The following is a 25,583-nucleotide window of genomic DNA, read 5'->3' on the forward strand; positions in this document are numbered from 1 at the left end:
GCGCGCGCGGCAAGGTGGCAAGCGCATATGCAAGGGGCGACCATGACCAGACAGGCAATCGAAATTACCGGCTTGCGCAAGACCTATGCCGGGCAAAAGGGTGAGCCTGAGAAACATGCTTTGAAGGGCGTGGACCTAAGCATCCCGGCAGGCAGCATTTTCGGGCTGCTGGGGCCGAATGGCGCGGGCAAATCCACGCTTATCAACATTCTGGCGGGGTTGGTGAACAAAACCGCAGGACAGGTCAGCATCTGGGGCTTTGACCAGGATAAAAACCCGCGCCAGTCGCGCGCGGCCATTGGCGTTATGCCGCAGGAATTGAACATTGACCCGTTCTTTACCCCGCGTGGGGCCTTGGAGGTGCAGGCGGGCCTGTATGGCGTGCCCAAATCCGAGCGCCGCACCGATGACATTTTGGAACTGATCGGCCTGTCGGATAAGGCCAATGCCTATGCGCGCACGCTGTCGGGTGGAATGCGGCGGCGGTTGCTGCTGGGCAAAGCGCTGGTGCATAGCCCGGCGGTGCTGGTGCTGGACGAACCCACGGCGGGGGTGGATATCGAATTGCGCCAGATGCTGTGGGACAATGTGCGCGCGCTGAACAAGCAGGGCATGACTATCATTTTGACCACGCATTATCTGGAAGAAGCCGAAGAAATGTGCGACGAAATCGCCATCATCAACCATGGCGAGGTGGTGGTGCGCGACAGAACTGCCACGCTTCTGGGCCAGTTGGATGCCAAAACGCTGGTGCTGACGCTGGAGCGTGACACGGCCCTGACCCTGCCCGAAGGCGTAACACAAGACCGCAAACCCGATGGGCGGCTGTCGCTGACCTACCGGCGCAGCCAGATCAGTGCCGGGCAGATATTGGCGGCGGTGGCCGAAGCGGGCGGCGTGGTGGTCGATGTCACGTCAGAGGAACCCGACCTTCAGGATGTGTTCCTGTCGTTGACCCGGTCGGCGGCATAACTGTCCAGCGAGGGCCGCAGATCCATCCAGCCGCAAGCCCGCGCATAGTCGCGCGGGTCGCGCGCATCGGGTGCGGCCAGCGCACGCCGCGCCTTGCGCGAACGCCAAAGGTTCCAGCGCCATTTATACAGATCGCGCGCATCGGTCGTGATCTTTACCACCGGCGTCTTGATTGGCAGCAGGTTGCGCCATTTGAGCGCCATGTGGCGAAACGCGGCTTCGAAATTGCCATCCAGCGTTTCTTTGTATCCGTCATTATGGATCAGCGGCAGCGCCACGCTAAAGGCGCCCAGCCCCTTGGCGCGGGCCTGACACACGATATCGGTGCCATACATGTGCCAGCCGGTCAGCGCTTCGTCAAAGCGCAAGCCCGCGCCACGACGCATGACGATCAGCAATTCGTCGAAGGATTGCACCGGCACCGGAGAAAGCGGCATCAGCCCGGCAATGAAATTTATGGAACTGGACCAGACCGGACCATATCCGCGTGTGTCCATAGCGATGCCAAAGGCACCCAATAACGCCCAGTTCGGGTCTGTGGCCTCGACCTCTGCGATGCGCTGGCGCAGCAGTGCGTCCCAACCAAGCGGCAGATAAACATCATGGTGCAGGAACACCACCACATCCGCCGCGCTGCGGTCCAGCCCGGTATTATAGGCCTGCGCGGCAGAGGGCGCGTTCTCCACAACCTCCAGCGGGTATGCGCCAGAGGCAATGGCAGGCGAGCGCATCAGGTTGTCGTTCAGAATCTGGGGATTGTTGGAGGCACAGACAAACGCGATGGTCGGAGCAGTCATGCCTAATCCGCCTTTTCAAGCTTTTGCTTGCGGATGCTCAGCTTTGTCACGCGGTTGTCGACCCGCTCCAGAACGGTGAACCGGCAGCCGTGGAACAGAAAGCTTTGGCCTTCTTCCGGAATTGTCTGCGCTTCATGAATGACAAGGCCCGCCACCGTGACCGCTTCTTCGTCGGGCAGCGACCAGTCGGCGGCACGGTTCAGGTCACGGATGGTCATGGACCCTTCGACGACCACCTCGCCACTTTCCAACTGCACCAACTCCGGGGGCGTGGGCACATCGTATTCATCCTCGATCTCACCGACGATCTCTTCCAGAATGTCTTCCAGCGTAATCAGCCCGTGCAGCGCGCCATATTCATCCACCACCAGCGCGAAATGCCGCTTCTGCCGCAGGAATTCACGCATCTGTTCATCAAGCGGCGTGGTTTCCGGCACAAAATAAGGCGCGCGCAACAGCTTGGTCAGGTCCAGCTTGGCGATGGCGTCGTAATCGCCGCCCGCTGTGGCGACGAGCGCATGCATTTCGCGGACCAGATCGCGCACATAAAGGATGCCGATAATATTTTCAGGGTCTTCGCGGTAGACCGGCAAGCGCGAATGTGGCGCGTTGATGCAATGCGCAATGATCTCTCGGACGGGTTGGTCGGCATCGACCACATCGATCTGGCTGCGGTGGCGCATGATCTCTTCGACCGTGCGCTCTGACAGGTCCAGCGCGCCCAAAAGACGGTCCCGGTCCTCTTTCTCGACCGACCCGGAAGAATGGCCAAGTGCCAAAGTGCCCGCGATTTCCTCATGGACCGACATGATATGGCTGTTGGGATCGATATCGACACCAAACAGCGCCAGCACCCGGCGCACGATAAACCGCACAACCGCCACAACGGGCGAAAACACAGCCACGATAATGCGCAATCCCGGCGCAACTTTCAGCGCCGCGCGTTCCGGGTTCGAAATGGCGTAGGTCTTGGGCAGCACTTCGGCAAAGATCAGCACCAGCAGGGTCATAACCAGTGTGGCCAGCGCCACGCCGCTATCGCCGAACAGCCGGGTGAACAGGGCCGTGGCCAAGGAGGCGGCCAGAATATTGACCATGTTGTTGCCCAGAAGGATCGCGCCGATCATGCGCTCGCTATCCTCTGTCAGGATCAGCGCGCTGTCGGCACCGCGTTCGCCCTTGTCGGCCTGCGATTTCAGCTTGCCGCGGCTAGAGGCCGTCAGCGCGGTTTCCGAGCCTGAAAACAGCCCAGAGACGACCAGAAGGCAAAGAATTCCGCCTGAGGTCAACCAAAAGGCCGTGTCCAGATTGGCGGCCAGATTTTCCATGTAACTCACGAAGGTTGCTGCAATTGGTCCAATATGTAAGGGCTTCGGGGTTGCGCGTAAAGAGTCGCCGTGGTCTTGACCGCGCGCGCCCTTCCGGTCATGAGCCATAGCCATGTTTGCCAGCGATGCTCTTGACCAGATTTTGCAAAAATTCGAGTATCTCGAAGCGCGGCTCATGGCCGGGGCTTCGGGCGCCGATATGGTGCAACTGTCGCGCGACTATGCCGAATTGAAGCCGGTCGTGGCGCAGATCAACGCTTACCGCCAATCTTTGCGTGATCGGGAAGAGGCGTTGTCGCTGCGCGATCAGCCCGACATGCGCGAACTTGCCGAGGAAGAGCTGGAGCGCTTGCAGTCGGAACTGCCAGCACTTGAACAAGCTTTGCGGTTGGCGTTGCTGCCCCGCGACAGCGCCGATGCGAAACCCGCACTTGTCGAGATTCGCCCCGGCACTGGCGGGGACGAAGCGGGGTTGTTCGCCGCTGACCTGTTGCGCATGTATCAGCGTTATGCAGAAACGCGCGGTTGGCAGGTCCAGACCATCAGCCATTCGGAAACGGAACTTGGCGGCTTGCGCGAAGTGGTCATTCGGGTAGCGGGCGAGGGCGTGTTCGCTCGGCTGAAATTCGAATCGGGCGTTCACCGGGTGCAACGTGTGCCGGTTACGGAATCTGGCGGACGAATTCATACATCGGCGGCCACCGTCGCGGTGCTGCCCGAAGCCGAAGAGGTCGAGATCGACATTCCCACGACCGATATCCGCATCGACACGATGCGCGCATCCGGGGCAGGCGGGCAGCATGTGAACACCACCGATTCGGCTGTGCGGATCACGCATTTGCCGACCGGGTTGGTTGTTACGTCGTCCGAGAAATCGCAGCACCAGAACCGCGCCATTGCCATGCAGGTCTTACGCGCAAAGCTGTATGACATGGAACGCCAGCGCGCCGATGCCGAACGCGCCGATGCGCGGCGCAGCCAGGTTGGCAGCGGCGACCGCTCGGAACGCATCCGCACCTATAATTTTCCGCAAGGGCGGATGACCGATCATCGCATAAACCTGACGCTGTATAAGCTGGACGCGGTTATGGCCGGTGATCTGGACGAGGTAATCGATGCGCTGATCGCGGCGGATCAGGCCGCGAAACTGGCGGCGATGGACGCATGATCCGCGGTGCGGCCTTGCTGGCCGAAGGTGTCGCGGCCTTGCGCGCGGCACAATTGGACGGGGCCGCCACCGACGCGCGCATTTTATTGGCCCATGCACTGGGCATTCCGCGCGATCGTCTGACATTGGCGTTGCAAGACGACATGCCTGCAAAGGTGCAAGCTCGGTTTCACAAAGCGATTGCCGCGCGGGCCGCGCATCAGCCCGTCGCGCAGATTGTCGGGCGGCGCGCGTTTTACGGGCGCGAGTTCATCGTCACCCCCGATGTGCTGGACCCGCGCCCCGACACCGAAACCCTGATAGAGGCCGCGCTGGAGCAGCCTTTCACCCGGTTTCTGGACCTTGGCACCGGGTCTGGCGCCATTGCATTGACCTTGTTGGCCGAACGACCGGACGCGCAGGGCGTTGCCGTGGACCTGTCGCAAGCCGCGCTGGATGTGGCTGCGCGCAATGCAAAGGCGCTGGGCTGCGCTGCGCGCGCGACAGTCCAATGCTCTGACTGGTTCAGCGCGGTGCAGGGACGATTCGATCTTATCGTGTCGAACCCGCCCTATATCGGCACGCCCGAACTGGAGGGTCTGGCCCCGGATGTGCGGGTGTATGAACCGCGCATGGCGTTGGTGCCCGACCATGATGATGGCACGGGGCTGGCGGCCTACCGTCTTATATGTGCCCAAGCGGCAGCGTATCTGGCGCCCAATGGCTGGTTGATGGTCGAGATCGGCCATAAACAGGGAAATGCCGTGCAAGAGCTGTTTAGGGCCGCAGGATTGGCCGATATTGCCTTGCGATATGACCTGTCGGGGCATCCGCGCGTTGTGATGGGGCGGGCTGCGGTATGATAAATCGGCCATAATCCGCGTCTTGCACGGTTTTTGTCTGTCACGGGGCTTGCCATATGCGGTTTTGCATGGCACGAACGCGGGGCAGGTTGGAACAGCAAGGCTTCGCTGCACCTGACACCCCGATCAGTGTCTTGCTCTTGTGCCAAAACGGCGGCGCAGTGCAAAACGCAAGATTAGTCCCTATCTGGCTGGACATTTTACAACATGAGATCACCTAACAAACGTTCGCGTTCGAAGTCGAACCGCCCCAAAACGCTTGGAAACATCGTCAACCGCGTGTTCGACAGTTCTGGACCCGAAGGCAAGGTGCGCGGCACGCCGCAGCAGATTATCGAAAAATACCAGTTCCTTGCGCGTGATGCGCAGTTGGGCAATGACCGTGTGGCGGCGGAAAACTTTCAGCAACATGCAGAGCATTACACCCGCATGCTGGCGCAGGCCCAGAAAGAACAGGCCGCCGAGCAAGAGGCACGTCGCCAGCAGCAGGACGAACAGCGCGCCCGCAGCGATGATCGGAACCGTCATAATAACAATCAGAATGGCGGCCAGAATGGCCAGAACGGCGGGCAACCGCAACCGCAACCGCAGCGGCACGCAGAGCAGGCGCAAGAATCGCAGTCGCCAAGTTCGTCCTTCGACGTTGCTCCATCCAATTCGTCCGAGGATAGCGCGCTGGTCGTAGAGACGCCCGAGGGCAGCAACCCGCCCGCGCGCCCGGATAACGCCGTGGCAGATGAGGGCGCGCGCAAGCCGCGCAACACCCGTAAACCGCGCGCGCCCAAGGCCGCAGAGCCGCACGCCGCCAATGCAGAAGAACCTCGCGCGCCCAAGCCCAAGGCCGAGGGGGAAGAGGCGGCTGCGAAACCGCGCCGCGCTCCGCGCAAGCCGCGCGCGCCCAAAGCCGATAGCGGCGATACTCCGCCAGCGCCCGAGATGAAATCCTCTGCTGCGGAATAAGTTACATTGGCAAGGCGTTTGGCAATATGCCAAGCGCCGATGCGCCGTTGAGCACGAATTGAACCGAAAGCGCGGACAGCAGCAGGCCGAACAGGCGTGTCAGCACCATGGTTCCGGTGCGGCGCAAGATGCGTTCCAGCGGTGCGGCGGCCAGAAAGGCCAGCAGCACCAGCGCGATCACGGCCAGCATGACGCCAGAGATCAGCGCCACCCCTTCCCATGATCCGCCGGTGTCGTTGATGAGCAGCACCATGGTCGCCATTGCGCCCGGCCCTGCAATGAGCGGCATCGCCAGCGGAAAGACGGACGGGTCGTCGGCCAGATTGCCGGACCCCTCATCTGCGTGGTTCTGGCGGCGTTCCGAGCGGCGGTCGAATAGCATGTCGAGCGCGGTCAGAAACAGCAAAAGCCCCCCTGCGATCTGGAAGGCAGGCATGGAAATGCCAATGAAGCGCAGGAAATCCTCGCCCGCCAAAGCGAAGGCCAGCAGCAGTAGCGCCGCGATGAAACAGGCGCGCAGGCCAACCGCGCGACGCTGAGACGCGGACATGCCTTGGGTCAAGGCCAAGAACAGCGGCGCCGTGCCGATCGGGTCGATGACCACGAACAGCGTGACAAAGGCCGAGATAAGAAACGGGATTTCCAGCATCAGACTTCCCGCATCACTGAGCTTTGAAATGCTTGGCCAGTTTCAAACCCTGGCCCTGGTAGTTCGACGCAAGGTCAGCGCCATACAGTCGTTCGGGTCGCTCTGCCATGCGTTCATAGACCAGCCGCCCGACGATCTGCCCGTGTTCCAGCGCGAAGGGCGCTTCATGGCAGCGCACTTCCAGCACGCCGCGCGCGCCGGTGCCACCGGCTGCGGCATGGCCAAAGCCAGGGTCGAAGAACCCTGCATAATGCACGCGAAATTCGCCCACCATGGCCAGATAGGGGGCCATTTCGGCGGCATAATCGGGCGGGATATGCACAGCCTCGCGGCTGACCAGAATGTAGAACGCCCCCGGATCAAGGATAATCTGGCCATTGTCGCTATGCAGTTCTTCCCAGAATTCGCGCGGGGCATACGCCCCGACACGGTCTAGGTCGATCACGCCGGTATGGGGCTTGGCGCGGTAGCCGACCAAGGTGCCTTGTGCGGGCTTCAGGTCCACCGAGAAGCCCAGACCGTCAGAGATCACCGGCTCTCCCGGCACCAGCGTGTCGCTGTCGTGCAGCGCGCGCAGCGCTGTGTCATCCAGAACCGCATGGCCGCGCCGAAACCGGATCTGGTTCAGCCGCTGGCCGGGGCGCACCAGCACGGAAAACGAGCGCGGGCAGATTTCGGCATAGAGCGGGCCGTGATACCCCTCTGGGACGCGGTCGAATTCGGTGCCGTTATCTGCGATCACGCGTGTCAGAAGGTCCAACCGCCCGGTAGAGCTTTTGGCATTGGCCACAGCCTGCAATCCTTCGGGCAGGGCGAGGCTCTCCATCAATTCCACGACGTAGACGCAGCCTTTTTCCAGCACCGTGCCATCATCAAGCGCCATCTCGTGCATTTCGAAATCGGCCAATCGGTCAGCCACCCGCCGACCTTTGCCCGCCAGAAATGACGCGCGCACCCGCCATGCACGATGCCCCAGCCGCAAGTCCAGACTGGCAGGCTGCACCTGTTCATCGGTAATCCGAGTTTCGGCAATGATTTCAGCGCGCGCGATCATCTCGCGTAGGGTTTGGGATGGCAAAACGCCTTGCATAATGGTCAACTTTCCCTAACGCCGCTTCTGTTTTCCGTCTTAGCGAAGGGAATGGGTCTTGGAAAGAGCGAGCGCGACAGGGTTGCAGGACCATCGGTGGCGTCTTAGCTGACTCACCATCGCAACCCGATGAAAGGAAACTTATATGGATCGCGACATATTTATCCAGCAAACCAAGGCCAAGATCGACGAGTGGAACGCAGAGATCGCAAAGCAAGAGGCCCAGATGCGCGGTGCCGAGGCGGACATGAAACAAAAATACAGGGATCAGCTAGACGAGATGAGAGAACAGCGCGACCAGTTCGAAGCCAAACTAAAGGAGGCGCGCGAGGCGAGCGAAAAAGCATGGTCTGATATGCAAGCCGGGTTCGAAGCGGCGTGGCTTGACATTTCGAACGCTTTTGACAAGGCCACGAAACGCTACTGAAACGGGTGAAATGGTCGGGCTAGCAGGACTTGAACCTGCGACCTTCCGTCCCCCAGACGGACGCGCTACCAGACTGCGCTATAGCCCGACAAGCTATGCCCGGCCTTCTAACCGATTCAGCGCCGAGGGCAAGGGGCAATCCGCCCTGCACGTGTTATTCGGCGCGGTCAGTGATCGTCTGGACAAGCTGTTCAAGCCGCGCGAGCGCCGGGGCAAAACGGCTCGCGTCACGCGGGGGATTGATGCGCAGCGCGTGGGCGATCCGTGCAAAACGCGGCGGTTCCTGCGGGGCGCTTGCAGCATCTAGCAACGCGGCAAGAGCAGGGGGCTCGGTGGGTTTTGCAGGTTCAGGCACGGCTGTCATGGCTGGTGCTGTGTTATCTGGCGCTGCCGTTTCTGGGGCCACTTCTGGTTCGTGTTCAGGTTCAGCTTCGCCCGACTGCGGCGTGTCGTCTTGCAGTCTTGGCTGATGTTCCTCTGGCGGCAAGGCGGGCGTGGGCACCTCTTCGGGGTCTGTGCTGGGTAGGGGCGTTTCCTTCGGAGCATTCGCAGAGCTGTCAGCGGCAGGCATGTCAGAGTCGGCAACAGGTGCCATAGCAGGGGCAGAGGGGGCACTCTCCTCTTTGGCGGCGACGGCATCCAAGACATCCCCGTCCAGCACATCGTTCACGACCGGTGCAAGGCCTGTCACATGTCGCGCACCCTTTTCTTGCAACAGCTTTTGCACGCCCCGAATCGTCATGCCCTGATCGTGCAGCAGCAGCTTTATGCCTGACAGCAGGTCTATATCTGCGGGGCGGTAATAGCGCCGCCCACCTGCGCGCTTTACGGGTTTGACATGGCTGAACTTGCTTTCCCAGAACCGCAGCACATGAGCCGGGGTGTCCAAGGCTTCCGCCGCTTCGCTTATGGTGCGGAACGCCTCTGGTGCCTTACGCATGAACTTGCCTTACTGTTTACTGCGCGGAATTGCCTTGCGCGACACGGTCTTTCATCAGATGCGAAGGCCGGAAACTCAGCACCCTGCGCGGCGAGATCGGCACTTCTTCGCCGGTTTTCGGGTTGCGCCCCATGCGCGCATTCTTGTCGCGCGTCGAGAAGGTGCCAAAAGACGAGATCTTGACCTGCTCGCCCGTCACCAGCGCATCAGAGATGTGCTGCAAAACGGTATCCACCAGCCCGGCGGATTCGTTGCGCGATAAGCCTACCTCGCGGAACACCGCTTCGGTTAGGTCCATGCGTGTGAGTGTTCTATCTGACATCATGCCCCCCGGCCTTTGACGCTATCCTGCGCGAAAGCAATTTCCGAGTCAATATCAGGGGGTTGGACAGTCGGCTTAAAGTGCTACCAACGCAAGACAATTGCGCCCCAGCTTAGACCGCCGCCAATCGCTTCGATAACGATTGCATCGCCAGCCTTAAATTGCCCGCGCGCATCGGCGACCGACAGCGCCAGCGGGATAGAGGCGGCAGAGGTGTTGCCGTGGTCTTGCACAGTGACAACGACCTTTTCCATCGGCACGCCCAGCTTTTGCGCGGTGCCACGGATAATGCGCAGGTTGGCCTGATGCGGCACAACCCAGTCAACATCGTCCGACGCCAGCCCAGAGCGTTCCAGCGCGGTGCTGGCCGTCTGGGCCAGTTTCTCTACGGCGTGGCGGAACACTTCGCGCCCCTGCATCCGCAGCACGCCGGCAGTGCCAGAGCGCGACACGCCGCCATCGACATATAGCAAATCGCGGTATCGCCCGTCAGAGTTCAGATCCACGCCAAGAATGCCGCGATCATCTGATGTGCCTTCGCTTTCAACGGCTTCCAGAATCACCGCGCCTGCGCCGTCACCGAACAGAACACAGGTGCCCCGGTCGCTCCAGTCCATGATCCGCGAAAAGGTTTCGGCGCCAATGACCAGCACGCGCTTGGCTTGCCCGCCAAGGATAAGCCCGTTCGCATTGGCCAGCGCAAACACAAAGCCCGCGCAGACCGCCTGAATGTCGAAGGCGAATCCCTGCTGGATACCAAGCGCGGCTTGAACCTGCGTGGCCACGGCGGGGAAGGTGTAATCCGGCGTCGAGGTGGCGACAATGACGGCATCGATCTGGTCGGGTGCAACACCAGAGGCATCGAGCGCCCGGCGTGCGGCATGGATGGCAAGGTCTGACGTATACTCGCCCTCTGCCGCGAAATGGCGCCGCTCAATCCCGGAGCGCGATACAATCCATTCATTCGAGGTGTCGAGTGTGTTGGCGAATTCCGAATTCGGCACCACCCGCTCTGGCAGGTAATGACCGCAACCGCGAATGACCGCCCGGATCGTGCTCATTCTGTATCCCCTGCGTTTGCGGCTGCCGCCTCTTGCCGTCCTGCCACCGAATCCATCACAGCGCTGAGACGGTCGGACATGCGGTCCTGAAAGCCCGAGCGTGCCAGCGTAAAGGCCAGCTTGATCGCGGAAGAAACACCCGTCGCATCAGCCGAGCCGTGGGATTTGACCACCGTTCCGTTCAGCCCCAAGAACACGCCCCCATTGACGCGGCTGGGGTCGGTGCGCTTCTTGGCGCGACGCATAGGGCCCAAGGCCAGCAGGCCCGCGATTTTGGCCCAAGGGGTCGCGGTCAACTCTCGGCGTAGCAATTCAGAGATGAGCCGGGCCGTCCCCTCGCCGGTTTTAAGCGCGACATTGCCGGTAAACCCATCCGTCACGATCACGTCCACGCGTTCCGATGGAATATCGCCACCTTCCACGAAGCCGACGAATTCGAATTGTCCGATCTCGGCGGCCTGTGCGATCAGCAAGGCGGCTTCTTTAATCTCTGCCCGGCCTTTATGTTCTTCCGTGCCCACGTTCAGCAGGCCAACGCGTGGGCGGGCCACATCGAAAGCGTTGCGGTAATAGGCTGCCCCCATCATCGCGTATTGCAGAAGTGATTCTTCATCGGCGCGCACATCGGCCCCGACATCCAGCATGGTGTTGAAGCCGGTTTTGCCGCGCGACGGCCACAGGCAGGCAATCGCAGGGCGGTGCACGCCCGGCAACTTGCGAAGCTGCAACATCGACACCGCCATCAGCGCACCAGTATTGCCGCAAGAGACAGTCGCCTGAGCAGCACCTTCGCGCTGTGCGCCCAAGGCATTCCACATCGAGGTCTGACGCCCGTGGCGCATAACCTGCGCGGGCTTGTCATCCATCTTCACTGTGTCGGGACTGTGGCGCAGCGTGAGCCGTCCGCCCAAAGCTGGCTTTCGGTCAAGCAATGGCGCCAAAACCGCTTCGTCGCCATGCAACAGGATTTTCAGCTCTGGGTTTTTTGCAAGCGAAAGCTCACATCCGTCTACCACGGCCTGAGGGCCTTGGTCGCCGCCCATGGCGTCCACCGACACTGTGATTGTGTCGGTGCCGCCTGTGGCGCTGGAATTATGCGCGTCTGACATCAACGACCCTGACGCGGGACACGGAGCACAATCAGGCCGCGTCGTCTTCCAGATCAATCTCGGTCGCTTGGGCGACCACTTCGCGGTCGGCATAGTGACCGCAGGACGGGCAAACGTGATGCGGGCGCTTCAGCTCGCCGCAATTGCTGCACTCGTTTGGGTTGGAAGCGACCAGCGCATCATGCGAACGGCGCATGTTACGACGGGAGCGGGTCACGCGATTCTGTTGAACGGCCATGTCAAACCTCGGATGTCAGTGGCGCAGTGGCGGCCCAGATATGGTAGGACCGGTGCAGCGCGGGTGTCGGTGATTGCGAATTTGGGGCCAGATACACGGAATATGCCGCGCTTCCAAGCCCTGTTCGCACGAAGGGCGCAAAATACAGGCGTTTTTTTGATGCACAAGGCGTGGAACGCGCGGTGTTCAGCCCCGATCTAGTTTGTCACGCAGCGCGGCCAGCCCGGCAAAGGGCTTGACGGCATCGTCATCAAGCGGTGTCTCGCCGTCCGGGGCGGCGCGGATCACGCCCTCGGGGTTCAGCGCCACGCCAGCGGCACGGGGAAACTCTGGTAGCGCCAGCGCCAAAGCCTCTATTACGATGGCCGACAGGTCAATCTGGTTGCCAAGCGGTTCAAGCCGCTCATCGAGTGTCATCTCGACCTCTTCGGCGTCTGGTTCGGACCAATCCGCGATGAACTGGCGCACGATCCGCTCATCGATTCGGCTGGTCACAGGGGCGAGCGTCACGGCGCAGGGCTGCACCACGCTTGCGCCCAGCTTGCCGGACACTTCCCAGTCGCGGTCGCCCAAAGGGGCAAGCCACCCGTGAAAGCGAAACTTTCGTATTCCGCTCAGGCCCAGATATTGCGCGACCTCTGCGCAGGCGGCGGCGTCGGGTTCGATAAGGATCTCTCGTGACTTGCGCCCGTTCAGGCTGCCCACCGCGACAGGTGGGGCCAGGCGGGGCATCTTGGGTAGGTCGGCGGTCATGGTCTTTGCCCCTTCATTTAGGTTCCGATACCGCACTGCGGTGCCGCAAAGATATAGGCGCATGGTTTCCATTCTTGAAGTGCCGGGCGTCCTTATGTATCCCTTTGGCGACAGATGCGCCCGGTTTTCGGGGGCGCTGCATGTGAAGAGGGGCGGGTTGGCCAATGAAACAGGGTGTTTTTGCGCTTTTCGCTGTTGTGGCGCTGGCCCTGAGCGCCTGCACGCCGGTGCAGCGCTACCACGGTTACGCCCCCGACGACCTGCAATTGGCCGAGATCGAGGTTGGACAGGATACCCGCGAAACCGTGGTCGATAAGGTTGGGCGCCCCGGTGTGTCTGGCGTTATGGAAGGCGGCGCATGGTATTATGTGCAAAGCGACTGGATCGAAGAAGGCTGGCGCGCCCCCATCGAACAACGCCGTGAGGTTGTCGCCATCAGCTTCGACAGCCGTGACCGCGTCAGCAATATTGAACGGTTCGGGCTGGAAGACGGGCAGGTCGTTGCCTTGTCTCGCCGTGTGACAGAAACCGGGCCGCGTGGGCAGTCGGTCTTGCGGCAGTTGCTTGGCAGTCTTGGGCAGTTCAACCCGGCGCAAATGCTGGCGAACTGACGCGGGCAAAGGGCAAGGGCGGATCGTGTCAATGAACGCACCGCACCGCATCAGCCAGCCGACCCGACAGAGAGAGTGTTGCAACGCTATGTGGTCTGCCACAAAGGCCGGTTGCGATGGCTGACGCACCGCGTTTTCCCGATCGTGGTTTTGGCCGGCTTACCCTGCGTTTTGCACGGGATGCCACCGATATGGCGCAGGTCGCGCAATTGCGGCGGGTGCGGTTCCGAGACAATCATGGCGCCGATATGGACCGGTTCGATCCGCTCTGTCAGCATATGCTGGTGGTCGAGGGCGACACCCCTGCCGCACTGGCTTGCGCGCGGGTGCGCTTGCTGGATGGACCAGAGCTGGATGCAGGCTATAGCGCACAATTCTATGATCTGTCGCCGCTGGCGTCTGCCGGGCTGCGCGGGCTGGAACTGGGGCGTGTTTGCATTGCCAGCGACCGGCGGCAAGACCCGGACATCTTGCGCGCGCTGCTGGCCGGTATCGCGCTTCACGCAGAGGCCGAGAAGGCCGATCTTCTGCTGGGCTGTGCCTCTTTCAAGGGGGACGATCCCGCGCGCCACGCCGCAGCTTTGGGCTGGTTGAAGATGCGCCATATTGGCCCTTCGGCCCTGTGTCCGAAAAAACGCGACGCGCTTGCCTTCGACCTGCCAGAAGCCGGGAGTCTGGCAGATCAGAAGATGGCCATGCAATCCATTCCGGCCTTGCTGCGGCTGTATCTGGGGCTTGGGGGCTGGGTGTCTGACCACGCCGTGCGTGACCCGAACCTGAACACGCTGCATGTGTTCACCGCAGTCGAGATTGCGCGCATTCCACCCGCGCGCAAGCGGCTGCTGATGGGAATGACGCAGCCCCGCTGACCGCCTGCGCGAATGTCACCCGCAGCGATTGTTTTTTGGGCGCTCGCGGTTATATGCTGGTGCAGAATTTTTGAAGGGAGGGCGGATCATGGTCCAATCGCCGAAACCTAGCCTGCGCGCGCTTGACCCGGTTTGGGAGCGTATTCGTCGGGAAGCAGAGACGGCGCTGGCCGCAGAACCGCTGCTGGGCGGCATGTTCCACGCCTCTGTGTTGCACCACAAGACGTTGGAACAGGCGCTGGCCTTTCGGCTGAGCCAGAAGCTGAGCACGGCGGAACTGTCCGAGCAGATCCTGCGCGAGATCATGGATGCTGCCCATGCCGACGACCCGTTCTTGGGCGAAGCCGCACGCGCCGATATCGTCGCCACCTTCGAGCGTGATCCGGCCTGCAATCGGTTCTTGAAACCCTTGTTGTATTTCAAAGGCTTCCAAGCCGTTCAGGCGTATCGCATCTCGCATTGGTTGTGCCAAAAAGGGCGCACGGACTTCGCCAGCCTTATTCAAATGCGGGTGTCGGAATGCTTTGGTGTCGATATCCACCCCGGTGCCCGGATCGGCAAGGGGATCATGATCGACCACGCGCATTCCATCGTTATCGGCGAAACCGCCGTGGTGGGCGACAATGTCTCGATGCTGCATTCGGTCACGCTGGGCGGCACCGGCAAGGAAGATGGCGACCGTCACCCCAAGATCGGCAATGGCGTGCTGATCGGGGCGGGCGCGAAGGTGCTGGGCAATATCCGCGTGGGCGATTGCGCCCGCATTGCCGCCGGGTCGGTGGTGCTGGAAGACGTGCCGCCGCGCAAGACGGTTGCGGGTGTGCCTGCGCGCATCGTGGGAGAGGCGGGCTGCGCGCAGCCATCCCTGACCATGGACCAGTTGTTCCGGGGCGAGATTTGACACTCGCTTGGCCTGCGATCACATAAAAAAGGGCGCCCGAAACGGCGCCCTTTTCGTGTTTTATACCACCTGGATCAGGCCAGCATTGTGACCGGGTTTTCCAGATAGGCCACGACCTCGCGCAGGAATTCAGCCCCAAGCGCGCCGTCGATCACGCGGTGGTCGACCGACAGCGTCATCGACATGACCGTGGCGACTTTCAATTCGCCATCGGCACCGACGACCGGCTTTTTCACGCCCGCGCCGACCGCCAGAATGGACCCGTGCGGCGGGTTGATGACGGCATCGAAATTCTCGATCCCGAACATGCCAAGGTTGGAAATTGCCATCGACCCGCCGACATATTCATGCGGCGCAAGCTTCTTGTTGCGCGCGCGCCCTGCGAGGTCTTTCATTTCTGCCGAAAGTGCAGAAAGCGATTTCAGATGCGAATCCTTCAGCACCGGCGTGAACAACCCGCCTGCGATGGCGACAGCCACGGCCACGTCTGACGGTTTCAGCCGCAAGATGCGATCACCCGCCCAGACCGCGTTGCAACCCGGCACGGCTTGCAGCGCCATGGCGCTGGCCTTGATGATGAAGTCATTGACCGACAGTTTCACCCCGCGTGGTTCCAACTGCTTGTTCAGATCGGCGCGGAATTTCATCAGCGCATCAAGCTGCACCTCGCGGCGCAGGTAGAAATGCGGGATGGTCTGTTTTGCTTCGGTCAGACGGCTGGCGACCGTCTTGCGCATACCATCGAGCGCAACTTCCTCGTAGTCGCGGCCTTCATACATGCGCGCGACCATGTCGGCGCTGGGGCCGGTGGGCATGGCGGCGGCTTTGGCCGGAGTTGTGGCTGTCGTCGCTGGTGCAGCGTCCTGCGGGCCAGGGGCGGCACCCGGCTTGGCGTCTAGCACATCGGCTTTGACGATACGACCATGCGGGCCTGACCCCGCGATCTGCGCAAGGTCCAGCCCCTTTTCGGCGGCAATGCGCCGGGCCAGCGGCGAGGCGAATACGCGCCCGCCATCGCTGACCGGCGCAGGGGGGGCGGCCGCGGCGGAGCCCCCTTCGGGGGCCGCCTTCGCGCCCGCGTCAGCCGCTGGCGCGGCTTCCTGCGCCTGCGCCGCAGCCGGTGCGCTGGCGGTCATGTCGCTGGCGCTTTCGCCATCTTCCAGCAGCACCGCGATGGGCGTGTTCACTTTCACGCCCTCGGTGCCCGCCTCTACCATGATCTTGCCGATCACGCCTTCATCAACGGCCTCGAATTCCATCGTGGCCTTATCGGTCTCGATCTCGGCCAGAATGTCGCCCGACGACACGGTGTCGCCCTCTTTGACAAGCCATTTTGCAAGCGTCCCTTCCTCCATGGTCGGGGACAGCGCGGGCATGAGTATCTCTGTCGGCATCTGCACCCCTCCTTAGCGGTAAGTGACTTTGTGGACGGCCTCGACCACGTCATCGGTCGTGACCAGCGCCAGTTTTTCAAGATTGGCCGCATAGGGCATGGGCACATCCTTGCCGCACAGGTTGAGGACCGGCGCATCCAGATGGTCAAAGGCCTGTTCCATCACCACCGAGGTGATGTAATTGCCGACCGAACTTTGCGGATAGCCTTCTTCCACGGTTACAAGCCGGTTGGTCTTGCGGACCGAAGCCAGGATCGTGTCGGTATCCATGGGACGAATCGTGCGCAGGTTGATGACTTCGGCTTTGATACCGTCCTTTGCCAGCCGGTCTGCGGCTTCCAGTGCGTAGGTCATGCCAATGCCGAAGCTGACGATGGTCACATCCTCGCCCGCGCGCTCAACCTTGGCCTTGCCGAAGGGGATGGTGAAATCCTCAATCACCGGCACGTCGAAGCTTTTGCCGTAGAGGATTTCGTTTTCCAGGAAGATCACCGGGTTCGGATCGCGGATGGCCTGTTTCAGAAGGCCTTTCGCATCAGCGGCCGAATAGGGCATCACGACTTTCAGACCGGGAATGGCGCTATACCATGCGGCATAGCATTGGCTATGTTGCGCGCCGACGCGGGCGGCGGCACCGTTGGGGCCACGGAACACGATGGGACAGCCCATCTGCCCGCCCGACATATACAATGTCTTGGCCGCGGAGTTGATGATGTGGTCAATCGCCTGCATGGCGAAGTTGAAGGTCATGAATTCGACAATCGGGCGCAAACCGCCAAAGGCCGCGCCAACCCCGATCCCGGCAAAGCCGTGTTCGGTAATAGGCGTGTCGATCACGCGTTTCGCGCCAAATTCGTCCAGCAGGCCTTGGGTGATCTTGTAGGCGCCTTGGTATTCGGCGACCTCCTCGCCCATGACAAACACTTCGGGCGTGGCGCGCATTTCTTCGGCCATGGCATCGCGCAACGCTTCGCGCACGGTCTGCTTGCGCATCTCTGTGCCTTCGGGCCAGTCGGGAGTTGCATCGGTCTTAGGTGCGGCAGGGGCGGCGGCCAGAGGCCCCGGCTCGTGGGCCGGGGCAGGTGTTGCAGCGACGGCCGCGCCCCGGTCTTGAACCGGGGCCTCTGCGTCATCGACGCTTTCGCCATCTTCGACCAACAGCGCGATGGGCGTGTTCACTTTCACGCCTTCGGTGCCCTCTGCGACCATGATCTTGCCGATCACGCCCTCATCGACGGCCTCGAATTCCATCGTGGCTTTGTCGGTTTCGATCTCTGCCAGAATGTCACCGGCGGAAACGGTATCGCCTTCTTTGACCAGCCATTTGGCCAGCGTGCCTTCTTCCATTGTCGGAGAGAGGGCGGGCATCAGAATCTCGGTTGCCATGGTGTGCTATCCCCCCAGATCAGGCGTTTTGCGGCACTTCGGCCGCGTAAATATCGGTCCAAAGCTCGTCCAGCGCGGGTTCCGGGCTTTCCTTGGCGAATTCGGCCGCGTCATTCACGGTGGCCTTGATGTCTTTGTCGATGGCTTTCAGGTCATCTTCGGTGGCGTGTTTGCCTTGCAGCAGCAACTCGCGCACATGCTCAATGGCGTCGCGTTCCTCGCGCATTTTCTGCACCTCGTCGCGGGTGCGGTATTTCGCGGGGTCCGACATGGAATGGCCGCGATAGCGGTATGTCATCACTTCAAGGATATACGGACCTTTGCCCGCGCGGCAGTGGGCGACGGCCTTTTCGCCGGCGGCTTTCACAGCCAGCACATCCATGCCGTCAACTTCCTCGCCCGCGATGCCATAGGCAGCACCACGCTGCCACAGGTTCGGGCTTTTCGATGCGCGCTTGGTCGAGGTGCCCATGGCGTATTGGTTATTCTCGATCACGAAGACCACTGGCAAATCCCAAAGTTCGGCCATGTTATAGGTTTCGGCAACCTGGCCCTGATTGGCCGCACCATCGCCGAAATAAGCGAAGGTTACGTTGTCATTGCCGCGATACATGTCCGAAAAGGCCAGACCCGCGCCCAAGGGCACCTGTGCGCCGACAATGCCATGACCGCCGTAGAAATGCTTTTCACGGCTGAACATATGCATGGAGCCGCCCTTGCCCTTGGAATAGCCACCCTCACGCCCGGTGAGTTCGGCCATCACGCCCTTGGGGTCCATGCCGCAGGCCAGCATATGGCCATGGTCGCGGTACGATGTGACGCGCTTGTCGCCCTCTTTCGCGGTGGCCTCCAGTCCGACGACGACCGCTTCCTGACCGATATACAGGTGACAAAAGCCGCCAATCAGCCCCATGCCGTAAAGCTGGCCTGCCTTTTCTTCAAACCGGCGGATCAGCAGCATGTCGCGGTAATAGTTCAGCAATTCTTCTGCCGAGACATTGGATTTAGGTGTCGTTTTGCGTGTCGCCATGCCCGGACACTCCTCCCGTAATGACAATAGTTCAACGTTAAACAACCTTTAGCGCATAATTTTTCGCGTTGCGAGAGTTTTATGGCAATGCCGCCATGCGCTGTGTGCAAGGCAAGCGGTAGACGGGGGCGCGCGGGTAAGTTGCTGGCGGCGCTGACGCCGCATTGCACCGCTTGCTGTTGACCTGAAGGCTGCTCGTCGGTGCTTCGGGCGGAACATGCACGTTTGCCGGCCGTGCCAGAGTTCTGCCGTGTCAGGAACGGCCAGCCAGAGTCGATGCTTGGCTGGGATGGTCTTGCCCATCAGGATTGGGCGTCGTGACCAGGATATCCGTGGGCGGCGCGCGCATCAGGTCGCGGGCGTAATTGCCAAGCCGGGACCGGTCCCGCCCGGAATGGCGTGCAATCACCAGCAGGTCGGGCCGCCATTCTGCCATGCGGTAGCTTAATACTTCGTGCACGCCACCGCGCACGATTTCGGGCTGCGGCATATTTGGGGGCAAGTCGGGGCCGGACATGAAACGGTCACGCAAAGCCTCGGCGCTGTGGCGCGTGCTGTCGCGCTGTGCCTGGGTGTCGGGCGAGGGCACGGGCAGGGCATGGATGGCATGAAACTGCGCTTGCGGTGCGATCCGGGTTGCAAGCGCCAAGCCGCCTGTGCAGACCGGGTCAAAACTGAGTGCGGCAAGCACCCGCGCATAAGGCTGCGCTGGAACGGCTTGTGCCACCAGAACAGGGCAGTCCACGGCAAGCGTGATCCGCTCCATCGTGGTCATGCGCAGCGTATCCAGAACGCGGCGTTCGCGGTGCAGACCGAGCACCATCAAATCGACCTGAAGCTGCGCGGACAGCGCGGCGATACCCTCTGCCGGAGCGCCGTCGAGCACGTATAAATCTTCGGGATGCCCGCCATGCTCTGTCAGGTCGGCCATCAGGTCGCGGGTGGCTGTGCGGGCAAGGCCCAGGCGAAACCGCCTGCCCGGTTTGCGGATATGCACAAGCGCCAGTCGAGCGCCCCAGTGACGGGCGATGAGTGCCGCACGCCCCAGCACCGCGCGTGACCGATCCGTGCCGTCTGTTGCCGCAAGGATCATGCGCGGCGCGCTCATTGGCTTGCCCGTTGGGTGGCAACCCGCTTGGTCAAAGCGGTCTCGTCGAGATCCTGTGCAAAATGAGCGCGCTGGTTCAGGTACGGAAACCGGGCGGACAGTTCGCGCGCAAAGGGTTCCGGCAAGCGTGCCACGGTGGCGCGCGACACCAGCAGGCTTTCGACCGGGACACCTTCGGCATAGATGATCTGGTGATCCTCGAACACGAGCGCATGATATGTCACGAAGCCGCCCTCGCGCTGATGAACCTTCATTCCGTCAACAAGGTGACGGGCCTGAAGCAACGCCTCGGAACGGCCATGCGCGGTCAGACCGCCGCGTTGATAGAGGAAAACCCGTTGCAGCGGACCGACCACAAGCGGCCCAAGATTGCCCATGAAACCGGCGGGCAGGCAGACCGGCGCAAATACGCCCACCGCGCGCATGGTCGATTTGCCAACCCAAAGCAACGGTTGTGCACCATTGTCGCGGGTCAGCACGAAATCGCCTGCGCTCAATGCCTCTATTGGGGTCAATTGGCCATCGCCGGACATAATGCGGGTGCCCGGACAAAAACAGCCATAGACAAGCTGTGACAGCCGCAATCGGGTCTGGCCGGGGTCGATGCCGATGAGCGTATATTGAGCATCGCGGCGCAGCGGCGACAGCGGCAGCACGCTCAAATTTCCGGCCACATCCAGCAACAGGGCGTCAACAAGGTCATTGTCCTGCGCCATCAATCGCAATTCCGCCAGCACCGTGACCGGCCCGGCAGATGTGCGGATGTCATCATCGGTTATGTCAAAAGCAATCGTCCGGGCCTGCGCGTTGGGGACAAGCTGATACATGTCGCCCAAAGCCAGATTATCGGGCGGCCCGAGCGGCTCACCTTCATTGATGCCCCACAGGGCCTGCAACGCTGCGGCGTCGAATATCTCGCAATCATATTGCGTCATTCCTTGCTACCTGCACCCTTGGCTTGGTCAACACCAACCTTAAAGGGTAGTTTACTGCAACATCCCGCGCGGTCAAACGGGATAGATGGCTGCGCGACACCTTATAGCGCACAGGTCCAGCCGAATTCGCGACAGGTGCCGAACAGGCAACCAGATACGCATATCGGAAATCGATCAGTATCGGGACATGGTCGCAATTGCCGTTGTTATCGGACCGCGTTTTCCACCTCCCTTGGCTGCGGTCTGTCAGCGTGGGGCAGGGCGTTCGGATAACGTCAGAGCCAGAACGCAAAACGGGGCCAGCAACTGGCCCCGTTTCTGTTTCCGGACGAAAGCGCGTTAGCGCGGTTCCGACATGAGCCCGCGTATCAGTGCGTAGCAGGCCAGCAGCAGCACGATCGCAAAGGGCAACCCGGTCGAAACCGACGCCGCTTGCAGCGCCGCCAAGCCACCGCCCAGCAGCAACGATGCCGCGACCAGTCCTTCGAAGATCACCCAGAACACGCGCTGGCTGACCGGGGCGTTGATCTTGCCGCCAGCCGTGATCGTGTCGATCACCAGCGAGCCGGAATCGGACGAGGTGACGAAGAACACGATCACAAGGATAATCGCCAACACAGAGGTGATGCCCGCCAGCGGCAATTCCGACAACATGCCGAACAGGGACAGTTCTGGCACATAAGCGTCGATCACGTAGCCGAACACAGCCGCTTCGGATGCGTTTTCGATCAACTGCTGGATCGCGGTGCCGCCGAAAGTGGTCATCCAGATGGCAGAAGCCAGTGTCGGGATGATGAGCACGCAGGTGATGAATTCGCGGACCGTGCGGCCCCGGCTGACGCGGGCGATAAACATCCCCACGAACGGCGACCAGCTGATCCACCATGCCCAGTAGAAAGCTGTCCAACCTTGGCGGAAGCCATCATCTTCGCGGCCCACCGGGTTCGACAAGGCAACCACTTCGCTGAAATAGGCGCCGATATTGCCCAAGACATTGCCCAGCAGAATCAGTGTCGGGCCAACAAGCAGCACAAAGACCATCAACAGCAGCGCAAGGCCCATGTTGATCTCTGACAGGATCTTGACGCCACCGTCCAGACCCCGCAGCACCGAGATAAGCGCCATGCCGGTGATGATCGCAATCAGCACCAGCGAGGTGGTGATGCTTGTGCCCAGTTCCGGCATGTCCAGCACAAATCCAAGACCGGCGGATGCCTGTTGCGCGCCAAGCCCCAGCGAGGTCGACAGACCGAAGATCGTCGCGAAGACGGCCAGAATGTCGATGATGTGACCCGGCCAGCCCCAGATACGCTCTCCGAAAATTGGGTAGAAGATAGAGCGCACGGTCAGCGGCAGACCCTTGTTATAGGCGAACAACGCCAGCGACAGCGCCACAATGGCATAGATCGCCCAAGGATGAAGCCCCCAATGGTAAATGGTCGATGCCATGGCCAGACGGCGCGCGGTTTCAACCGTTTCCGGGTCAGCCAATACGCCTTCGACAATGCCAAGATCGCCGCCCAGCGGGTTGTCGCCCCACGGGGTGCCGAAATAATAGACCGGTTCCAGCACGCCGAAGAACATCAGGCCAATGCCCATGCCAGCGGCGAACAACATCGCGAACCAGCCCAGATAGCTGTAATCGGGTGTTGCATCGACCCCGCCAATCCGCACCTTGCCCAAGGGCGAGACGAGAATGCCAAGGCAGACAATAACAAACACATTTGCCGCGCTCAGAAAGAACCAGTCGAAAGTCGAGGTCAGAAAGCCCCGCATCGCTCCGAATGCAGGCCCTACGGAATTCTGAAACATCAGCGTCAGGATGACGAACGCCACGACGACAATGCCCGAAATGGCAAAGACGGGGTTGTGAATATCCAGCCCGAACGGACCGATCTTGGGGGTAATGTTGTCTTGACCGATCTCGTAATCGGTGTCGATCACCTCGGACGCCCCTTCGGGTTCCGGGATCGCTTCAATGTCGTCTTCTTGTGACATTCATGTTCTCCATTCTTGGCCGTCCGTCAGACGGCATTTAACCGGATGCGGCGGTTGCCTTAGCGCACCAGAAAGACCGACACATCGGCATGCGCGGCGATTGTGTCGCCATGCCCGGCCCAGATGTAATCCAGCGCGCTTGGCGCATGTGTCTGCATCACGACCAGATCGCCTCCCAGTTCGGTAATGGCGGTCATCAGTGTCTTGTCGGTATCAATGCTCGGATCAGGGCTGGTGCACGCCTTCGAGGTGGCGTTCACGCCATGCTTTGATCCCTGTTCGGCTGCGAAAGCGGCCAGTTTATCGGCATATTCAGCCGGGCTATGCGCCCCCGGCGCCGGCGCGGTCCCCGTGACCCCAACATAGCAAATTTCAGCGTCATAGTGCTTTGCCAAATCCGCGGCAGTCGCCAGCGCCTTGGTCAAATGGTCGATATGTGACAGATCGACCGGAAAGATGACTTTCCGATACATGGTCCCTCCATGCTTGTTTTTATGTTAAGCTTGAGTGGTCACGCTAACACGGGTCATGGGGGGACATGCAACCCCAGCGACATGAATTTGTCTGTGACCGACATGCGCGGCACCCGAATACGGGTGCGCGCCACCGCGAAATCCATGCCGCGATGGCGCCCTTATGGCGTTTTTTCCGGTTTTGGCTTAGCGTTTGAGCCTGCGGACCAGACCTTATCCGGCGTGATCCAGCGCGCGCTACCCAAGCGCTTAACCTCAAATATGCATTTCGCAACACGTCCTGTCAGTTGGCAGCCACCTGCGCAAATTCATAAGTATCGGCGGCATAGTCCCGGCACGGATAAAGCGCGTGTGTTTGATGACCGGCTGACGCGCCGGATTGATAAGCCTCTCCAAAAGTTGATAAAAAGCTTCCCTCTGGATATCTGACGCGCCATTTCCGATCGCCTTGGGCCTGTAGAGCACCGTCCTGCCTTTCCCAGCCGGGGCGCAGATGCTATCGCTGCACAGGTGAAGCAATGGGAGGATCGAGATGGATCTGGGAATCGCAGGAAAACGCGCGCTGGTCTGTGCCAGCTCCAAGGGGTTGGGGCGTGGATGCGCCGAAGCCTTGGCTGCTGAGGGCGTGCATCTGGTCATGAACGCGCGCGGGGCAGAGGCGCTGGAAGAAACAGCCGCCGCGATCCGCGCAGCCTACGGGGTAGAGGTCGTGACCGTTGCCGCCGACATCACCACGCAAGCCGGGCGCACAGAGGTTTTGGCGGCCGCAGGCGAGGTGGACATTCTTGTGAATAACGCGGGCGGCCCGCCGCCGGGCATGTGGACCGACTGGGAGCGTGAAGATTTCATTAACGCGCTTGATGCCAACATGCTGACCCCGATTGCGCTGATTAAGGCGCTGGTGCCAAGCATGATCGATCGTGGCTGGGGGCGGGTGGTCAATATCACGTCGCAATCGGTGAAATCACCGATCCCGGTTCTGGGCCTGTCGAATGCGGCGCGCGCGGGGCTGACCGGCTATGTTGCAGGCACATCGCGGCAGGTGGCGGGCAAGGGGGTTGTCATCAACAACCTGTTGCCGGGCATTCACGACACGGACCGCGCAACCGCGCTGGATGGTGGTGTGGCCAAGGCCGAAGGGATCACGCCCCAGCAAGCGCGCACCAAGCGCGAAGGCACCATCCCCGCCGGGCGGTATGGCACGGCAGCGGAATTCGGCGCGGCTTGCGCGTTTCTGTGCTCGCAGTATTCCGGATTCATCGTCGGCCAGAACCTGCTGCTCGATGGCGGAGCGGTGAATGCAACGCTCTGAGCTTCAGGGCACTGCGCTTCTGGTGCTGACGGCGGCGTCCTTCGGGGCGGCGCCGTTCCTGATTGCGCTGGCGGTGCAATATTTTCCGCCCTTGACGCTGGGCGCCTTGCGCGCGGCCTTTGGCCTGCCCCTGCTGTTGATCGTGGCGGGCCTGATCGGGAAACCCGGCTGGAATGGCGGCGAGGCGGTCGTGACCGCGCTTGTCGGCGGGGTGCTGGTGATCGCGGTGCCCTTCGTCACGCTGGCGGTGGGGCTGCAATACATCCCGTCCGGCATGGGGGGGCTGCTTTATGCGACCATGCCCATCTTCACGCTGGCCTTGGCGGCCATCTTCCTGCGTGATGAGCCAGTGACGCTGGAGCAAACCCTGCGCATCGTGCTGGGCCTTGGGGGCGTTGCGCTGATCGCGGGGCCGTCTTTTCTTGGCAGCTCGCTTGGGCAGGCGGGTGTTGGCACGTTGTTCACCTTGCTTGCGCCGCTAAGTTATGCGGCGGGCAATGTCTGGTTTCGCCGCCGACAGCCAGTATCGCCTTTATTGCTGAATGCCGCGATGTTCGCGGTGGGCGCGGTGGCAACATGGCCGCTCGCGTTGCTGGTGGACGGGCGTGTCAGTGTCGAACCGTCCGGCGCTGTCATCGGAATTCTGGTGGCGTTGATCGTGCTGGCGACCGTGGCACCTGCGATCCTGAATTACGTTCTGGTGCGGCAGGTGGGGGCCAATCGCGCATCTCTGGTGATGTTTCTGATGCCGGGCTTCTCGGTGCTGCTGGGCATGGTGTTTCTGTATGAACGCTTGCCGCTTTTGGCCTTTGTGGGCCTTGCGTTGGTTATCCTTGCCGCGCGCGGGCCTATGCCGCGCTTGGCGCGCCGCAGCGTGGCGGCAGAGTAGGGGGGCTTTTGCCCCCCCTGC

General features: G+C 61.3%; 28 protein-coding genes and 1 tRNA gene. 11 read left to right on the forward strand and 18 right to left on the reverse strand.

Features of this window, described 5'->3' with window-relative positions; genetic code table 11:
* The first annotated feature begins 42 nt into the window (after positions 1-42).
* On the forward strand, positions 43-972 hold the full coding sequence (locus M3N55_RS00770; protein WP_249055454.1) for an ABC transporter ATP-binding protein: 930 nt from the start codon (positions 43-45) through the stop codon (positions 970-972).
* On the opposite strand, the gene M3N55_RS00775 is transcribed toward M3N55_RS00770, so the two are convergent.
* Positions 933-1,769, reverse strand: a complete 837-nt coding sequence (locus M3N55_RS00775) for a glycosyltransferase family protein (RefSeq protein ID WP_249055456.1) — start codon at positions 1,767-1,769, stop codon at positions 933-935. The genes M3N55_RS00770 and M3N55_RS00775 overlap by 40 nt on opposite strands.
* A gap of 2 nt (positions 1,770-1,771) precedes the next feature.
* Positions 1,772-3,097, reverse strand: coding sequence for an HlyC/CorC family transporter (locus M3N55_RS00780; protein ID WP_249055892.1), 1,326 nt, complete (start codon positions 3,095-3,097; stop codon positions 1,772-1,774).
* Positions 3,098-3,209: 112 nt separating this feature from the next.
* Here M3N55_RS00780 and prfA point away from each other — a divergent pair, with 112 nt between their 5' ends.
* The 3 genes from prfA to M3N55_RS00795 all read left to right on the forward strand — a co-directional run bounded on the left by prfA (position 3,210) and on the right by M3N55_RS00795 (position 6,067).
* Entirely contained in the window at positions 3,210-4,265 is a 1,056-nt protein-coding gene (gene prfA, locus M3N55_RS00785) for a peptide chain release factor 1 (protein WP_249055458.1), read from the forward strand.
* Positions 4,262-5,107 (forward strand): peptide chain release factor N(5)-glutamine methyltransferase, encoded by an 846-nt coding sequence (gene prmC / locus M3N55_RS00790; protein ID WP_249055459.1) that lies wholly within the window; start codon positions 4,262-4,264, stop codon positions 5,105-5,107. The genes prfA and prmC overlap by 4 nt, the downstream gene beginning before the upstream one ends.
* Before the next feature lie 207 nt (positions 5,108-5,314).
* A complete protein-coding gene (locus M3N55_RS00795; RefSeq protein ID WP_249055461.1) occupies positions 5,315-6,067 on the forward strand; it encodes a DUF4167 domain-containing protein in 753 nt (250 codons plus the stop codon).
* A 1-nt stretch (position 6,068) separates the two neighbouring features.
* Here the strand turns inward: M3N55_RS00795 and M3N55_RS00800 are convergent, their stop codons facing one another.
* Positions 6,069-6,716 (reverse strand): MarC family protein, encoded by a 648-nt coding sequence (locus M3N55_RS00800; RefSeq protein ID WP_249055462.1) that lies wholly within the window; start codon positions 6,714-6,716, stop codon positions 6,069-6,071.
* Between the two features lie 13 nt (positions 6,717-6,729).
* The gene (locus M3N55_RS00805) at positions 6,730-7,806 is read right to left on the reverse strand and encodes a 2'-deoxycytidine 5'-triphosphate deaminase (protein ID WP_249055464.1); all 1,077 of its coding nucleotides are present in this window, start codon (positions 7,804-7,806) and stop codon (positions 6,730-6,732) included.
* A 145-nt stretch (positions 7,807-7,951) separates the two neighbouring features.
* Here M3N55_RS00805 and M3N55_RS00810 point away from each other — a divergent pair, with 145 nt between their 5' ends.
* Complete coding sequence (locus M3N55_RS00810; RefSeq protein ID WP_249055466.1) at positions 7,952-8,233, forward strand: sll1863 family stress response protein; 282 nt, start codon at positions 7,952-7,954, stop codon at positions 8,231-8,233.
* A gap of 11 nt (positions 8,234-8,244) precedes the next feature.
* Here the strand turns inward: M3N55_RS00810 and M3N55_RS00815 are convergent.
* The 7 genes from M3N55_RS00815 to M3N55_RS00845 form a co-directional block, all read right to left on the reverse strand.
* A tRNA-Pro gene (locus M3N55_RS00815) sits at positions 8,245-8,321 on the reverse strand.
* Positions 8,322-8,387: 66 nt separating this feature from the next.
* Positions 8,388-9,173 carry a MerR family transcriptional regulator gene (locus M3N55_RS00820; RefSeq protein WP_249055467.1) on the reverse strand — a complete coding sequence of 262 codons (786 nt, stop codon included), beginning with the start codon at positions 9,171-9,173 and terminating at the stop codon, positions 8,388-8,390.
* A 16-nt stretch (positions 9,174-9,189) separates the two neighbouring features.
* On the reverse strand, positions 9,190-9,495 hold the full coding sequence (ihfA, locus tag M3N55_RS00825) for an integration host factor subunit alpha (protein WP_249055894.1): 306 nt from the start codon (positions 9,493-9,495) through the stop codon (positions 9,190-9,192).
* An 83-nt stretch (positions 9,496-9,578) separates the two neighbouring features.
* Positions 9,579-10,556, reverse strand: a complete 978-nt coding sequence (locus tag M3N55_RS00830; protein WP_249055469.1) for a beta-ketoacyl-ACP synthase III — start codon at positions 10,554-10,556, stop codon at positions 9,579-9,581.
* Positions 10,553-11,665, reverse strand: a complete 1,113-nt coding sequence (gene plsX / locus M3N55_RS00835; RefSeq protein ID WP_249055470.1) for a phosphate acyltransferase PlsX — start codon at positions 11,663-11,665, stop codon at positions 10,553-10,555. Before plsX ends, M3N55_RS00830 begins: the two co-directional genes overlap by 4 nt.
* A gap of 31 nt (positions 11,666-11,696) precedes the next feature.
* Positions 11,697-11,903 (reverse strand): 50S ribosomal protein L32, encoded by a 207-nt coding sequence (rpmF, locus tag M3N55_RS00840; protein WP_249055472.1) that lies wholly within the window; start codon positions 11,901-11,903, stop codon positions 11,697-11,699.
* A gap of 186 nt (positions 11,904-12,089) precedes the next feature.
* Complete coding sequence (locus M3N55_RS00845; protein ID WP_249055473.1) at positions 12,090-12,656, reverse strand: YceD family protein; 567 nt, start codon at positions 12,654-12,656, stop codon at positions 12,090-12,092.
* Positions 12,657-12,820: 164 nt separating this feature from the next.
* Between M3N55_RS00845 and M3N55_RS00850 the strand changes: the two genes are divergently transcribed.
* The 3 genes from M3N55_RS00850 to cysE all read left to right on the forward strand — a co-directional run bounded on the left by M3N55_RS00850 (position 12,821) and on the right by cysE (position 15,037).
* The gene (locus M3N55_RS00850; protein ID WP_249055474.1) at positions 12,821-13,267 is read left to right on the forward strand and encodes an outer membrane protein assembly factor BamE; all 447 of its coding nucleotides are present in this window, start codon (positions 12,821-12,823) and stop codon (positions 13,265-13,267) included.
* Positions 13,268-13,383: 116 nt separating this feature from the next.
* Entirely contained in the window at positions 13,384-14,136 is a 753-nt protein-coding gene (locus tag M3N55_RS00855) for a GNAT family N-acetyltransferase (RefSeq protein ID WP_249055476.1), read from the forward strand.
* A gap of 88 nt (positions 14,137-14,224) precedes the next feature.
* Positions 14,225-15,037 carry a serine O-acetyltransferase gene (gene cysE, locus M3N55_RS00860; protein ID WP_249055477.1) on the forward strand — a complete coding sequence of 271 codons (813 nt, stop codon included), beginning with the start codon at positions 14,225-14,227 and terminating at the stop codon, positions 15,035-15,037.
* Between the two features lie 74 nt (positions 15,038-15,111).
* On the opposite strand, the gene M3N55_RS00865 is transcribed toward cysE, so the two are convergent.
* From M3N55_RS00865 to M3N55_RS00895, 7 genes are all read right to left on the reverse strand, one after another.
* Entirely contained in the window at positions 15,112-16,431 is a 1,320-nt protein-coding gene (locus tag M3N55_RS00865) for a pyruvate dehydrogenase complex dihydrolipoamide acetyltransferase (protein WP_249055480.1), read from the reverse strand.
* A gap of 12 nt (positions 16,432-16,443) precedes the next feature.
* A complete protein-coding gene (locus M3N55_RS00870; RefSeq protein ID WP_249055482.1) occupies positions 16,444-17,817 on the reverse strand; it encodes a pyruvate dehydrogenase complex E1 component subunit beta in 1,374 nt (457 codons plus the stop codon).
* Positions 17,818-17,836: 19 nt separating this feature from the next.
* Complete coding sequence (gene pdhA / locus M3N55_RS00875) at positions 17,837-18,847, reverse strand: pyruvate dehydrogenase (acetyl-transferring) E1 component subunit alpha (RefSeq protein WP_249055484.1); 1,011 nt, start codon at positions 18,845-18,847, stop codon at positions 17,837-17,839.
* 253 nt (positions 18,848-19,100) lie between these two features.
* A complete protein-coding gene (locus M3N55_RS00880; protein ID WP_249055486.1) occupies positions 19,101-19,955 on the reverse strand; it encodes a universal stress protein in 855 nt (284 codons plus the stop codon).
* Entirely contained in the window at positions 19,952-20,890 is a 939-nt protein-coding gene (locus M3N55_RS00885) for a Hint domain-containing protein (protein WP_249055488.1), read from the reverse strand. Before M3N55_RS00885 ends, M3N55_RS00880 begins: the two co-directional genes overlap by 4 nt.
* A gap of 339 nt (positions 20,891-21,229) precedes the next feature.
* Positions 21,230-22,888 carry a BCCT family transporter gene (locus M3N55_RS00890; protein WP_249055490.1) on the reverse strand — a complete coding sequence of 553 codons (1,659 nt, stop codon included), beginning with the start codon at positions 22,886-22,888 and terminating at the stop codon, positions 21,230-21,232.
* Positions 22,889-22,947: 59 nt separating this feature from the next.
* Positions 22,948-23,361: a universal stress protein gene (locus M3N55_RS00895; RefSeq protein ID WP_249055493.1), complete on the reverse strand. Its 414-nt coding sequence runs from the start codon at positions 23,359-23,361 to the stop codon at positions 22,948-22,950.
* Between the two features lie 93 nt (positions 23,362-23,454).
* Here M3N55_RS00895 and M3N55_RS00900 point away from each other — a divergent pair, with 93 nt between their 5' ends.
* From M3N55_RS00900 to M3N55_RS00910, 3 genes are all read left to right on the forward strand, one after another.
* Positions 23,455-23,790, forward strand: coding sequence for a hypothetical protein (locus M3N55_RS00900; protein ID WP_249055495.1), 336 nt, complete (start codon positions 23,455-23,457; stop codon positions 23,788-23,790).
* A 103-nt stretch (positions 23,791-23,893) separates the two neighbouring features.
* Positions 23,894-24,673 (forward strand): SDR family oxidoreductase, encoded by a 780-nt coding sequence (locus M3N55_RS00905; RefSeq protein ID WP_249055497.1) that lies wholly within the window; start codon positions 23,894-23,896, stop codon positions 24,671-24,673.
* Positions 24,660-25,562 (forward strand): DMT family transporter, encoded by a 903-nt coding sequence (locus M3N55_RS00910; RefSeq protein WP_249055498.1) that lies wholly within the window; start codon positions 24,660-24,662, stop codon positions 25,560-25,562. The genes M3N55_RS00905 and M3N55_RS00910 overlap by 14 nt, the downstream gene beginning before the upstream one ends.
* Positions 25,563-25,583: the final 21 nt, after the last annotated feature.

It is taken from the genome of Roseinatronobacter domitianus (assembly GCF_023336755.1).
GTDB lineage: Bacteria > Pseudomonadota > Alphaproteobacteria > Rhodobacterales > Rhodobacteraceae > Roseinatronobacter > Roseinatronobacter domitianus.